This window comes from Pseudoalteromonas sp. JSTW (assembly GCF_013423925.1).
Taxonomy (GTDB): Bacteria; Pseudomonadota; Gammaproteobacteria; order Enterobacterales; family Alteromonadaceae; genus Pseudoalteromonas; species Pseudoalteromonas lipolytica.
The window spans coordinates 3,017,501-3,030,669 of the sequence record NZ_CP058972.1; the positions used below are offsets into that span (position 1 = coordinate 3,017,501).

General features: G+C 36.7%; 13 protein-coding genes (1 of these 13 cut by a window edge). 8 read left to right on the top strand and 5 right to left on the bottom strand.

All coding sequences use genetic code 11. The annotated features are described in order from the left end of the window. Both pyrE and rph read right to left on the bottom strand, forming a co-directional pair. A protein-coding gene (pyrE, locus tag GZH31_RS13620) for an orotate phosphoribosyltransferase (RefSeq protein ID WP_036973002.1) crosses the window boundary here: on the bottom strand, positions 1-518 show its 5' portion. 127 nt of this gene lie to the left of the window's left edge; 518 of the gene's 645 nt are visible here — the first part of the coding sequence; the start codon lies at positions 516-518; the stop codon falls past the left edge of the window. Positions 519-541: 23 nt separating this feature from the next. Next, complete coding sequence (rph, locus tag GZH31_RS13625) at positions 542-1,255, bottom strand: ribonuclease PH (protein ID WP_036973003.1); 714 nt, start codon at positions 1,253-1,255, stop codon at positions 542-544. Between the two features lie 180 nt (positions 1,256-1,435). Here rph and GZH31_RS13630 point away from each other — a divergent pair, with 180 nt between their 5' ends. The 8 genes from GZH31_RS13630 (at position 1,436) to GZH31_RS13665 (ending at position 8,707) form a co-directional block, all read left to right on the top strand. Continuing rightward, the gene (locus GZH31_RS13630; protein ID WP_036973004.1) at positions 1,436-2,296 is read left to right on the top strand and encodes a YicC/YloC family endoribonuclease; all 861 of its coding nucleotides are present in this window, start codon (positions 1,436-1,438) and stop codon (positions 2,294-2,296) included. Positions 2,297-2,477: 181 nt separating this feature from the next. Next, a complete protein-coding gene (locus GZH31_RS13635) occupies positions 2,478-3,728 on the top strand; it encodes a site-specific integrase (RefSeq protein ID WP_180311095.1) in 1,251 nt (416 codons plus the stop codon). Further along, entirely contained in the window at positions 3,721-4,467 is a 747-nt protein-coding gene (locus GZH31_RS13640; protein WP_180311096.1) for a hypothetical protein, read from the top strand. The genes GZH31_RS13635 and GZH31_RS13640 overlap by 8 nt, the downstream gene beginning before the upstream one ends. A gap of 104 nt (positions 4,468-4,571) precedes the next feature. Further along, positions 4,572-4,814: an AlpA family transcriptional regulator gene (locus tag GZH31_RS13645; protein WP_180311097.1), complete on the top strand. Its 243-nt coding sequence runs from the start codon at positions 4,572-4,574 to the stop codon at positions 4,812-4,814. Beyond that, complete coding sequence (locus tag GZH31_RS13650; RefSeq protein WP_257473661.1) at positions 4,804-5,028, top strand: AlpA family transcriptional regulator; 225 nt, start codon at positions 4,804-4,806, stop codon at positions 5,026-5,028. The genes GZH31_RS13645 and GZH31_RS13650 overlap by 11 nt, the downstream gene beginning before the upstream one ends. 172 nt (positions 5,029-5,200) lie before the next feature. Then, positions 5,201-6,211, top strand: coding sequence for an inovirus-type Gp2 protein (locus tag GZH31_RS13655; protein ID WP_180311098.1), 1,011 nt, complete (start codon positions 5,201-5,203; stop codon positions 6,209-6,211). Between the two features lie 9 nt (positions 6,212-6,220). After that, positions 6,221-6,763 carry an HGGxSTG domain-containing protein gene (locus GZH31_RS13660; RefSeq protein WP_180311099.1) on the top strand — a complete coding sequence of 181 codons (543 nt, stop codon included), beginning with the start codon at positions 6,221-6,223 and terminating at the stop codon, positions 6,761-6,763. 711 nt (positions 6,764-7,474) lie between these two features. After that, positions 7,475-8,707 carry a hypothetical protein gene (locus GZH31_RS13665; protein ID WP_180311100.1) on the top strand — a complete coding sequence of 411 codons (1,233 nt, stop codon included), beginning with the start codon at positions 7,475-7,477 and terminating at the stop codon, positions 8,705-8,707. A 151-nt stretch (positions 8,708-8,858) separates the two neighbouring features. On the opposite strand, the gene GZH31_RS13670 is transcribed toward GZH31_RS13665, so the two are convergent. The 3 genes from GZH31_RS13670 to GZH31_RS20035 form a co-directional block, all read right to left on the bottom strand. After that, positions 8,859-9,008: a hypothetical protein gene (locus GZH31_RS13670; protein ID WP_180311101.1), complete on the bottom strand. Its 150-nt coding sequence runs from the start codon at positions 9,006-9,008 to the stop codon at positions 8,859-8,861. Positions 9,009-9,130: 122 nt separating this feature from the next. After that, on the bottom strand, positions 9,131-10,453 hold the full coding sequence (locus tag GZH31_RS13675; protein ID WP_180311102.1) for an McrC family protein: 1,323 nt from the start codon (positions 10,451-10,453) through the stop codon (positions 9,131-9,133). Further along, positions 10,440-13,163, bottom strand: a complete 2,724-nt coding sequence (locus GZH31_RS20035; RefSeq protein ID WP_180311103.1) for an AAA family ATPase — start codon at positions 13,161-13,163, stop codon at positions 10,440-10,442. Before GZH31_RS20035 ends, GZH31_RS13675 begins: the two co-directional genes overlap by 14 nt. Positions 13,164-13,169: the final 6 nt, after the last annotated feature.

Here is a 13,169-nt window from a genome sequence, read left to right on the forward strand (position 1 = left end):
TCACGTTCAACTTCTTGAATCGCAGAAAGCTCAGCTTTGCCTTTTTCTTGACGGTCTAGAGCAATAAGCACACCACTTAAATCTGCACCATTATCTGCAATGATTTCCATTGATTCACGAATGGCTGTGCCAGCGGTGATCACGTCATCAACTAACATGATTTTACCTTTAAGCTCAGAACCGACTAATGTGCCCCCTTCACCGTGTGCTTTTTTCTCTTTACGATTAAAGCAATAAGGTACATCTTTATCGTGGTGATCCGCTAATGCAACCGCGGTAGTTGTTGCAATTGGAATACCTTTATAGGCTGGACCAAATAAAACATCGTATTCGATGCCTGCATCTTCCAGTGCCGCAGCATAAAAACGTCCCAAGCGAGCAAGATCACGACCGGTGTTAAACAAACCTGCATTAAAGAAGTAAGGGCTAGTACGGCCTGACTTTAAAGTAAACTCACCAAATTTAAGCACCTGCTTTTCAAGTGCGAATTCAATAAACTCTTTTTGATAATCTTTCATTACTAAATTAACCTACTTCTAAATTATGCTAAAGCTTGCTTTTGAGCATCGATAATTTCACGGATAGAATGCTTAGCCAGTGAAAGTAGCTCATCTAATTCATCAAACGAGAAAGGTTCACCCTCGGCAGTCCCTTGGATTTCGATGATTTTGCCGGTTTCAGTCAAAATAACATTCATATCGGTTTCTGCTTCAGAGTCTTCTAGGTATTCAAGGTCTGTAATTGGTTGACCTTTATATACACCCACAGAAATAGCTGCAATCATATGTTTAAGTGGATTAGAGTTGATCATGCCTTTGCTGCGCATGTACGTCAGCGCATCAACAAGCGCAACACATGCGCCGCTGATTGATGCAGTACGAGTTCCGCCATCAGCTTGAATTACGTCACAATCAATTGTAATGGTGTTTTCGCCTAACGCTTTTAAATCAACCGCAGCACGTAATGCGCGTGCGATTAAGCGTTGAATTTCCATTGTACGACCGCCTTGCTTCCCGCGAGCTGCTTCGCGACCATTACGGGTATGTGTTGAACGTGGCAACATACCGTATTCAGCCGTAACCCAACCTTTACCTTGGCCTTTCATAAAGCGTGGTACACCTGCTTCAACAGTTGCAGTACACAATACTTTCGTATTTCCGAACTCTACTAATACTGAACCTTCAGCATGCATAGTGTAATTACGTGTAAATGTAACCGGTCTAATTTGGTTAGGTGTTCTTTCGCTTGGACGCATTAACGATCCCCTTAAATCTGAATTTGCCACATTATAAGTATATATACGTGTAGATGCCATGTTGATTTACATAATTAAATGAATGTGAAATATGCAGCTGAAAAAATTTCCGCTAGAGGTTAAAGGCTGATACGGTATAATCAACCAAATTTGTAAATAAATAACACTAGGAAATCATCCATGATCCACAGCATGACAGCTTATGCGCGTCGCGAAATTAAAGGCGAATGGGGCACTGGCACTTGGGAAATTCGTTCAGTTAACCAACGTTACCTTGAAACTTTTATCCGCGCACCAGAGCAATTTCGTGGGATGGAACCTGTTATCCGTGAACGTTTACGCAAACACCTACAGCGCGGAAAAGTAGAAGTTTTCCTAAAATTTGCAGCAAACCCAGCACATGTTGGTGAGCTAACAATTAATGAATCTCTGGCTGAGCAGCTTATTAAAAGCGCGCAATGGGTGCAGCAACAAAGCAATGGCGACATCAACCCTGTTGATATTTTACGTTGGCCAGGTGTGATGGAAGCTGAAGAGTTAGACATGGATAGTGTGAATACTGCACTGATCGCAGGCTTTGATGAAGTAATCGAAGACTTTAAACAAGCACGAGGCGATGAAGGCGCTAACCTTCACGAAATGATTGCAACCCGTTTAGATGCAATTTTAGAGCAAGTAGTCATTGTTGAGAGCCACTTACCAGAAATAGCTAAATGGCAACGCGACAAACTAAATCAAAAACTAGAAGAGTTAAAAACGGATATCGACGAATCACGTCTTGAGCAAGAACTTATTTACCTTGCTCAAAAACAAGATGTGGCCGAAGAACTAGACCGCTTAAAATCGCATGTTAAAGAAACTAAAAAAATCTTAACGAAAGGTGGCGCTTGCGGTCGTCGTTTAGACTTTATGATGCAAGAGTTTAACCGCGAAGCGAATACGCTTGCGTCTAAGTCAATTAACAGCGACATCACAAACGCAGCTGTCGAACTTAAAGTGTTAATTGAACAAATGCGCGAACAGATCCAAAACATAGAATAAAGTTTCACCTTGTTTAAACCCGTTTATAAGCCACTAAAAAACCTAGCTTTTGCTAGGTTTTTTGTTTTTTACCGTCCATAATAGTTACCTATTGTCCGTGTCCAAGTGGTTACCAAAGTGGTTACCAAACCACTAGGTAACCACTATTTAAAACTCTTGGTAGCCATTTTTATGTAACTCTATGAATGTAAAAGAAATCAAAGAAAAAATAAAAAATAGTTCAACGCTTAGGTTTAGTGTTAGTGATGGATTGTATATAAAGCCCAACAAAGATAAGAAAAGCGGAGCTTGGGAACTTCGATACACGATTAATAACAAGCGACACTTTATGACTCTTAAAGGTAGCAACTTCCCAGATAAATCATTATCTGATGCGCGAATCGAAGCCGCATTAATAAAACAGAAAATTAAAAGCGGTATAGACCCCCTTGCTGAAAGAGCACGTCAAAGCGAATCAGATATTATCACTATTAATGATCTATTCGATGATTTCTATTCAATAAAGCTTCAAAAGTTAGATAACCCCAAAATTCCTTTGAGGATATTTAATCAAAATATTAAGCCTACAATAGGGAAATTAAAAATAGATGATGTTAACGCAAGAGATATCAGATCCATTATTACTAAAGTAAATGAAGATGGGCGCCCATCTATATCCAATAAATCACTACTTCTTTGTAAGAAACTTTTCGACCATGCGATAAAGCTGGATTTAACTCAAAAAAATCCAGCAGCCCCATTTAATGAGTCTGATGCAGGTGGACCAAGTAAAAGCCGTGATAGAGCTCTAAGCCTACAAGAAATTGAAACTACATTTGATGTACTAAGAGAGAATCCGAGTGTTTTTACCAGAGATAACTATTTAGCAATGGTATTGCTCCTAATATTCGGTAACCGTAAAACCGAGCTAACCCAAGCAAAATGGGAGGAGTTTGATTTTAAAGAAAAGGTTTGGAATTTAGGTAAAAGAAATAAGAAAAAGGTACATATTCAAATTCCTATTGCTGACGAACTTATATCTGTATTTGAGGAGTTAAAAGTAAAATCGTGTGGCTCTGAGTATGTCTTCCCTGCAAGAAAAGTTAGTAAAAAAGGCCATATGTGCGAAAACACTTTAAATCATGCCTTAGCAAAAATGTTTGGTAAAAGTATAAGTAAAAAATCTTACCCTAATCTGCTTGAACCTAAAGGTATTAAACACTTTACTATCCATGATTTAAGACGAACTTGTCGTAGTTTACTCGCTGAACTTGGTTATGAAGGAAATGATGTAACACGCTATCTAAATCATACTATTCGTGGTGTTGCAGGCATTTACAACAGATATGATTATTTAGATGAGAGAAGGAAGCTTGTAAGTATAATGGCAAATCAAATACTGCCAAGAGCTAAGATTTCAATGACACCTAAAGGAATCAATCTCAGTGAATAAATTTAAATTATTTCCAAACTGCACACCGCGTGAAGGTTTAAAAATTCAATCGCAGCCATTTTTAGTACGTGCTCAAGAGCTCGGAGAGATTGATGAGAGTGATGTTAATTATGCTAACTTAGAGGAGAGCCCTTCACCTGTAGGTATTGAGAAGCCAGGTTTAATAATATCTTCGATTAATAACTTACCAAAAAGTGAGTTTGGCCAAGATATTATGTTATTGGAAAAAGAGTCAATTAAACGTAAGGCGATGCTGGTGGAAGACATTCTAAGGGTACTTCCTGATAAGTCTAACGAAGACTACAAATTTTGGCTTAATAAACTAATGCACGAAATGTTTACGCTTGGCTCACGAGTACAAGAGCACAATGATTTTATAGAGCATTTATATGCCTTAAGAGCCACAGAAAAAACCAGTAAAGATCGCATTAAAGCTGGTAGTTCTTCACCTAAAAAGTATCAACCGTTCATCGAACTTACAAAACTAATAGTCAGCCAAATAAAACAGAACAAACATATGTCTCAATGTAGTAGATCAAGTTTAGCAGAAGCAGTAGAGGCTCTATTCATTGCAAATACTATATCCCCTCCTTCACACAAAGTAATAAAAGAATATATTAATGATGCATATGGCTATCCTGCTAAGAAAGGTCGAAAGTCTAGTTCTTCACCCTCTATTCATGAAGTAAAAGAATGGGTAAATAATAATTTCAAAAATAAAATTCATTTTAAATCATAGTATTACAAAGTTTAATTACCCCATATCAATCTATGGGGGTAATTAAGCCCCATCCAAACAAATAATATTTCCCCATCGAATAAAAGTGAACAGGGGAAACCTCTATGAACCAACTAATTACACCACCAACACAATTTATTGACCGCTTAGTCAGAGAAGCAGAGAGAGCTAAAATAACGTCTGTATCTCGAACTAGCGCTTGGGCTTTAGAAAAAAAAGGTCTGTTTCCAAAAAGAAGAAAGCTTCATGCCGATAGCGATAGAGTTTGTTGGTTATTAAGTGAGCTCTTAGACTTTGTAAAATCTCGCGAAGTAATAAATATGGAGCGCAGCATCAATGAGCGATAAGAAGCTACCTGATATTGCTATGTATATAGATAATGCGCGTCTAATAAAAAAGCCAGAGTTGCAAAGATTACTCAATGTAAGCCGCTCTACTCTTGGAAGGTGGATAAAGTCAGGTAACTTTCCGCCACCAGCAAAAATCATTAATGGTCGCTCTTTATGGCATTTTCACGATATAGATAGATGGATTTCAGAACGAGCTCATAAAGCAGGTTAGCAGCCTGCTTTTTTTTGCCACCTAATGACGCACTTTGCTACAAATTGATCTAAAAAACACAGGCATTTGGCGCTATCAAGACCTTTAAAGTAATTGTTATAGCTGAAAAAGTATCGCTCTCATCTGCCTGAACAGTCGCGGATATTAAATAATATAGAAAGAACGGTTGAATATGTCCTTTTCAATAACAAAAAATAACTCATATAACTTTCAATACAAAAATCATAGCTACAAAGTTTATAAGCCAAAAAGTAAAAAACAAAATAACACCGCTTTAAACAACTTATTTCAATTAGTAGAAAAAATGCTGTCACATTACTCAAAAGTCATTGTTATTAGAATAGACTTAAAACCTAATAAGTACTCAGCTGATAATTCCAAGTTTTTAAAGTTTATTAAGGAACAAAAAACGCAGCTTACTAAAGCGTATAAATGCCAAGTTACTTATGTTGCAACAAGAGAACGTAACAGCTCTGAAAAACAACACTACCACCTAGCTTTTTTATTAAGTGGTCATAAAGCTCATCATAGCTCCTCAATAACAGCTAACATCAAAAAAGATTGGGAAGAACAGCAGTTAGGGATAGCCTCATATGTCGAGAATCCATTTTATATGATTTATAGAGGTAACAAACACTCAATTGAGCCAGCTATGTACAGGTTAAGTTACTTCACTAAATTAGATACGAAAGAATCTAATTGTAGGGCGCGTAAGTTTATTTATAGCAAACTAGCCTATTCAAAACCTCAATTTGAAAGTAATTCAAACGACTCACTATTAGTCAACCCAGCATTAACTTACCAAAAAAATACTAAACAAATGAGAGCCATCAAAGATGTGGCTGGTGGGTTAAATCCTTCACATAAAACTCAAGATAAAAGTGATCACCTTTGTTATCAAAAGCCCATGAACCGAAGAATTTTGATATCAAAAGAGCGATCACTTTGCAGCAAAAATAGTGAGTTTCATAGAGTCAATGCCATTAAAAGCGATCACTTACATAGCTTTTTAGCTGATCACAGTCCCACTACACCACTAACAGAAAAGGCTAACAAATTGAAATTAAATGATTTCCCCCTAGGTAAAGCACACACACCGTATACTTTAGCAACAACAAACGACTGCGGGGAAAACAAACCCTATGAACCGAAGATTTATACCGAAACCGATCACTTTAGCTAGGTAACAAATATGACTAGATATAACCTTGAAAACCTTCCTTTGTGCGGTGCGAAAACTCGTAGTGGCTCACCTTGCAAGCGTAAAGGCAACAAACGAAATGGTAGATGCAAACTTCATGGCGGACGCTCTACAGGGGCTAAAACAATTGAAGGCAAGTTAGCTATTAAAACTAACGCTTTAAAAGATGGATATACTTGGTACCTCACTAAAGAAATTGACGAGAATTTATTAGCACAATCACAGCAAAGTTTTATTGAACTGTGTGAACTTGTAAATCACGAGGTGATTAATTTAGATGATTTCAATAAGCTAATAGAAGAATCCAGAGTAGCTTTGGAGAGTTTTAAATATCGTATTTTAGAATTCTACGGCGCAGATGGTTTCATTATTGTTCAATCAGCACTTGATTCTTATTACAAGAATGATGATTCAAAACATCTATCTTCCCATAAATACACAATTACTACTAACGGGCCTTATTTCCACCAGCCTATGAGCGAAGCTGAAAGGAAATTTGTTCATGTAAAAAAAGGGTTTAAATTTAGCTTCTAAAAACCGTCAACCGTTGACGGTTTTAATAGCGACTCAGTAAGAGCTGAATTTTCTTACATTTTAGAAAACCAGCCAGCACAGTTTTATGTCATAAAAAAACTAAATTTAAAGCTTTCATAAATTCCGTCAACGGTTGACGGCTTTACTTTTTGCCAGCTTTCAAACGTTAATAGACCCCCTGCTAGACTAATTTTAGGTGTCATTTGAAACCAAATATTAAACTGCCATAAGTTCCGTCAACCGTTGACGGTTTCAATTGCGACTCAGTAAGAGCTGAATTTTCTTACATTTTAGAAAACCTGCCAGCACATTTTCATGTCATAAAAAACTAAATTTAATGCTTTCATAAATTCCGTCAACGGTTGACGGCTTTATTTTTTGCCAACTTTCAAACGTTAATAGACCCCCTGCTAGACTAATTTTAGGTGCCATTTGGAACCAAATATTAAACAGCCATAAGTTCCGTCAACCGTTGACGGTTTACGCAACTCAGGGTTTTCATGCATCTGTAGAAAGCTTACTACACTTATTTGAGGTATCTGTTTTCTGTTAGATAATGCTTGGTTAGGTATGCACATAAATGCTTAATATTAAGCATCTATAGAAACCGTCAACCGTTGACGGTTTCAATTCATCGCATAGTTTATTGAATATTTATACTAAATGAGTAAAGCTCTGAAGTTATCTTTCAGGGCGAAGTAAAGGACTAATATGCTCAAACCTAATGAAGGTAACAAATATGTTTTTAAAAAAATCAACTTTAAAAGTGCTTACCTCCCATCTTTTGATGAAGTAGCTTATTTATTACATTTCCCAAATAACTTTCGAGGTATTATTGATTATGCTCAGTCATTTTATGAAGCTGAACTACCAGTAAGTAAAAGTTCTATTTCGACTTTATCAACTAAAGGCATAGGGAAGCCTACCTTCAAAAAAATTGAAAATTGGTTTATGTCCTTGTCACCTAGTATTGTCCACATTTTTAACCCCAAACTTCTCAAGAAAAATTATAAAGCTGTAGTCGTTGGCTCAAATGCAAGCCATTTCTATTCGTGTGTTGATAGTTATAAATTCAGCCTTAGGGCTAATAAAAACGATAATGAATTAAACGTATTAATGGACTGGCTTGAAGAACGTTCTAATACTGACTACTTACTAATGAGTGAAATTCATAGAAAGGCAAAATCAGAAATTATTGATAAGAATGATCCTAAGGATATTTGGCTATTACAAAAAACACACTGGCAGGCACATAGTTTAGTGCCATCCAAACAGCTCGAAGTTCTAGATGAGTTTTTTAAGTCCGATAAAAGAAGAGAGAATTATACATTCGATGAAGCATTAACTATTGCAGGAGCATCTTATTATTTAACATTTGATTTCTACTTATCTGCAATTGCCAACTATGAAATAGGTCTTCAATCCTACTACGAGAGATTAGATGAAACCTATAAAGATAAACAATATTCAAGTTTCTTTACTAAAGTACTTAATACATTAATTGAATCTGACGAAGCTAACGGCTGTTTCGATGCTGTACTTATAGAGCTAAAAAAATTTATATCATCGAAAATTAAACCAATTAGCTGGAGACAGCTGGCAAGCTTTATACCTATTGAAAACTCTCAATTAAATGACTCTGAAAGTTGCGAGCCCCTGAAAGATAGACAATACAAACAACTAAAAGATTGGCGTAACGGGAAGAACTTACCTTCCTTTCTAAAGTTAGAAAGGTTTGTCAGTGCAATTTGCGCGAATTTATGTGATTTAGATTCTTCAGCATTACTCGTATACTTCAGGATTAGCCGTGGGATAGATACAAAAATACAAGAATGCTTTGAACAAACTTACAGCGAAAAAGTCATTCCTATTTTCAATGAGGTTATTGGGCAATATCCTGCTTACTTTAAATACTATTCAGAACGCGAAAATTCGGCCATCTAACTTCAAATTAGATGGCCTTTGCTTTTGCAATTAATCGTCTAGGCGCTCTTCCCAATCATCAGGGCGCTCATCTTCACCTCGGCTTTGCCAATAAGCGTCATGCTCAGGGTTTAGCTGCTGTGAACGATTGTCATCATCATGTTTAGCCATGTTATTTTCTCCCTTGTTGGTTTTTGTTTGCTGCTCTAGCTGCACGAGCAGCAAAACCATTAGAATCAACACCGCCACCATTTTGCTTAGCTTCATTTCTTTGAATACGGGCCAAAGCATCGGTAGTCATTGGGGTTTCTTTCTTTGTCATTTTATATCTCCAAAAAGTAAAGTTTATTGTTAGGTGCTCCTAACAACGGGGAGAATAATGCCAAACTAAATTGAGGTTGAGATGGGGGGGAAAGAGTGTAAATTTCAATTTTTTATAAAAATTTATATTTGAATGCTAGCAGCGGTAACATTTTCAAAACTACAGCGAGTAAAATTAATAGAACAACTATCACTCTCTAAGTCATATGGCACAACTCTAAGCTTTAAGTTTTTATGAAAATGGAAGTCATCTAAAGGTGAATTGAAACCATCATACTTAGGATAAACCAAATAAAGCTCACCATTGCCCTGCAGGTATTTTTCACCATATGAGAATAACTGGTAAATGTCAGATTGGTTTAAATTATATTTATCAGTAGCATTTCCCAGTGACTCATTTAAACGCTTCCATTTTGTATCTATCACAGTCACTACTTTGATTTTATCGTAGATAACAATATCAGGCTCTAACCTAAACCATTCATCACCTTTATGCTCAACCAAACCGAAAGTAGAGGGTTGCTCTCTCAAACGAAAAGCTGATGGTAGTTGTTTAGATAGTTGATTAGCCACATAACGCTCAAATAATTTTTCCATTGGAAATAAAAACGAAATCCCTTTGTGATTTCCGAGCATGGCTATGGGTGATTTATAACTAAGAATTAGCTCACACCATTGTTTAAGTGGCCGATAGTGCGCAATACTGCGGTCAGTCTTCCAGATTTTAAAGTCGTTCAATATATTTTTTGATTCATCAATCTCATTGAATACAAATAATAGCTCTCTCGCTAAACGCTGATTCGCGCTAGATCTTGACCACTTTAAAACTAACTTTAAGGATGAGTGTATTAACCTGTTCTCAGCTCTATTAGATGTGAACACATCGTGAGAAACATGAAAGTGATGATTACGCCCTGGACGTTGCCGAAGTTGTTTTGCTACTAGCAACTGACCCTTTAAATAAGTCGCTTCTCGCTCTACTCGTTGGTATTGATTGCGTATACCTTGTTTTACCAATTTAGATACTGCATTTAAAAAGTGGCCAATTAGCAACTCATACAGCGGCTGTTTCAACACCTCTAAATGCGACTGTTGAAACTCTTGTAATTTTAATTTTTCAACACTCGCTAGCATCTTCATTAATATTTTGCGCGAGTTATCAGGGCAGCATTCTTGAGTAGATATTTTAGGTAAAATTTCAATTCGGGTTTTGCAGGGGGTTTCGAGTACACCAACAAAGTTCACAACTTGTAATGCAACCGCTTTACCATGTCGTTTTACTTTAATTAATTCACGCCGCTTTTCATTCTGGCTAACACCATTAACTAACAGCCACTCAAAAGCGCTCTTGGGAATTGAATGGCAATCAATACTGCAATCATCACCACCATTAGTCAAAAGCGCATACTCTCTAACAATTACATCATTAACCTTAGAGCGCTTCATAAACACCCATATACGCTTCAGGGTTGTTTAACGCCGCAACATTACGCTTATAAGGTATTATTCCCTCCTGCTGCCATTCAGCACCCATGAGGCTAGTAATAGAAGTGTCAGTAAACTTTTCTTCTGTAAATTTCAAGCTTACATCTGCTTTTAAGTGATCACCTAACACTTGTCCTACACGTTCCCAGTCCTCAAAAAAGTATTCTTCGAGTAAAGGAAGTATTTCTAGCTTAAATATTTTGGCTAATCGCTCAATTGTTGGCTCATCTTTTAAAGGTAAAAAGAAGCTATGCCCAATGGTATGTTCACGATCATATAAAAGCTCTATTCGTTGGTTAATGGTTTTTAGCAATTTTGCTATTTCAATTCCATCGACTTCAACATCATTGAGTAATTCATGATTCGGCATCATCTCCACAAATTCAAAACGACGACGTAATGCAATATCAACCTGTGCCAGCGACTTATCAGCCGTATTCATAGTGCCAATAATATGTAAGTTTGAAGGAACGGATAAAGGCTCTTTTGAATAAGGCAGTTTCACCGATAATGACTCGGAGCCACCAGCACGCTTGCTAGGTTCGATTAATGTAATCAATTCACCAAAAATATTAGAGATATTACCTCGGTTAATTTCATCAATAATCAACACTCGTTTTTCGGAGTTATTAAACGCTTTATTTTTAATACCATGATTTACAATTGCTTCAACTAGTGGTGCAAGTACATTTGGATATCCGTTAACAATATATTTTTCCATTTCAGTACTAGTGTTCCAGTCGAACACTTTTTTAGAACGGATATCGCTGATAGTAGTTTTTCCTTGTTTAACCAAATGCACAAGTTCGTCAATAATAACTCGCGGCATTGGAAGCAGAGCGCCATTGGGCTTTCTCAAGCTAATAATCTCGCTTGTTATACCTTCAACCACATAAGTTGAAACTTTAGATCCCACTGACAGCGAAGGAATTGAGTCACTATTTAAATCATCATCAGAAAGTAGCTCTTTAAGTTTGTCTCTTATAAGCACAGGCTCTCGTAATCTATACAAAGTCATCTGAGATAAATTCTTAGTAAATAACTCATCAACAGGTAACGAAGGCTCATAAACTCGATGCCAAATCACTTCCCGTTTTTGAGAGTAACTTTCATCATCAATTGCTGAAGGATCATATTCATAACCGCCTATAATTTCTGCTATCGCTCTAAACTTACGGTTACCATCCGATACAATAATCAGATCACCAATCGCCATGACATTCTTAAAGTTATGAACAGAAGTAACTCTGTAATCGTTACTTTCATTTTCTATATTAATACCGTAAGTATTATATGTACTTACAACCGACTTCCTGTCTTTTGAAGAGCTAAAGTCAATATTGCCGCCATAGCCTAATAAAACATAATTATTATCAATACATTGCTGATATATGTAAGCATCATCACTCAACGTATCACCTAAAGACATTTTCCAAACTTTACGTCCTGTTATATCTACGGGGCGCTTTTGCTGAGATATAACTGTATGAGCATTACCAGCATCACACATCCGCTTAAAAATACCATCTTCAATTTCATAGCTTATCTGGTGGGCTTCGTTACTATTGGCTTTTAACCCCTCAACAAAGTCTTCATAGCTAAAGCTCTGATGAAACGTAACAAAGCCTATGCGGTTTTTCTCCATAAGCTCATCAAAACGAGCTTTAATTTTAGTACGGTCATTTTTGTGTTGAGCTAAAAAGTCAGGATCGACTATTTCAAGCGCTTTATTTATTGTGTTGTAAGTTTTACCTGTGCCCGGTGGCCCATAAAGTATTTGGTTTAAACTGCTGGTGGTATTATTAATTGTTTTTTCCACTGTGTAGCCCTCTTTAGGTTCTTGCACATTTGTAACAGTGTTTAATTCTGTATTCTTCCATTTACTTTTTAACGGCTCAATATAGTAATCGAGCTCTGTTGTACCAAACTCTTGTTCAAATTTTTTACGCAGCTTTAAAAGCGCAGCATCTCTTTCACTGCACTTCATTTTGTTGTATTGGGGTTTAGTAAGGCCAGCTAGAGTGACTAGTATTGAGCATCTATCGGTATTACCAAATATGCGTTCATTAAAATCAGGGAAGAATAAAAACAACAGCATATGACGGAGTTGGCGGTTTTCATTATCAGGAACTTGTTCTAACCACTGGGCAAATTTAATGTGGTTATTTAATAGTTCTTTTTTTTCAGGTGTATCCAGCTTTAAAAACGACTCTGTAAAACGAATTAAATACACTAACTCGCGCCAACGCATTGTATTGTAGGCCGTACCTGAGCTACCAACACCTGTAAGCGCATTGTCAGATAAATAACGCTCTTTTGTGGCTTCGTCTATTTTGTAGCCACTCCAAGCAAATACACGCTCGACACTCCCGCGCTTTGATGCTGTACCTGTATTACTTGGGCATAAAAACATTAACCAAAGCATTTCAGCGATAAGTACTTTGGCGTTAATCGATGTCTCTGTTAGCTGAGTTTCAAGCTTTGTAAAAAAGTCCCCTTCACCTGCATCTGGATTATCTACAAAATATTTGATTAACTCTTCACAATATTCACTTGTCCAAATAACAGAATCTGTTAATAGAGATTTACCTTCAATTAAACAGTTTTGCTTAAACTCTTTTATATTTTTTAATAGGTGTTCTGAATTTCTGTTTCCACAATACCTCGGCATCTTATT

Excerpts from the sequence above, each read along its gene's own strand:
- rph (WP_036973003.1), bottom strand. The coding sequence starts at position 1,255 with ATGCGTCCAAGCGAAAGAACACCTAACCAAATTAGACCGGTTACATTT.
- GZH31_RS13630 (WP_036973004.1), top strand. The coding sequence starts at position 1,436 with ATGATCCACAGCATGACAGCTTATGCGCGTCGCGAAATTAAAGGCGAA.
- GZH31_RS13635 (WP_180311095.1), top strand. The coding sequence starts at position 2,478 with ATGAATGTAAAAGAAATCAAAGAAAAAATAAAAAATAGTTCAACGCTT.
- GZH31_RS13645 (WP_180311097.1), top strand. The coding sequence starts at position 4,572 with ATGAACCAACTAATTACACCACCAACACAATTTATTGACCGCTTAGTC.
- GZH31_RS13650 (WP_257473661.1), top strand. The coding sequence starts at position 4,804 with ATGAGCGATAAGAAGCTACCTGATATTGCTATGTATATAGATAATGCG.
- GZH31_RS13655 (WP_180311098.1), top strand. The coding sequence starts at position 5,201 with ATGTCCTTTTCAATAACAAAAAATAACTCATATAACTTTCAATACAAA.
- GZH31_RS13660 (WP_180311099.1), top strand. The coding sequence starts at position 6,221 with ATGACTAGATATAACCTTGAAAACCTTCCTTTGTGCGGTGCGAAAACT.
- GZH31_RS13665 (WP_180311100.1), top strand. The coding sequence starts at position 7,475 with ATGCTCAAACCTAATGAAGGTAACAAATATGTTTTTAAAAAAATCAAC.
- GZH31_RS13670 (WP_180311101.1), bottom strand. The coding sequence starts at position 9,008 with ATGACAAAGAAAGAAACCCCAATGACTACCGATGCTTTGGCCCGTATT.
- GZH31_RS13675 (WP_180311102.1), bottom strand. The coding sequence starts at position 10,453 with ATGAAGCGCTCTAAGGTTAATGATGTAATTGTTAGAGAGTATGCGCTT.
- GZH31_RS20035 (WP_180311103.1), bottom strand. The coding sequence starts at position 13,163 with ATGCCGAGGTATTGTGGAAACAGAAATTCAGAACACCTATTAAAAAAT.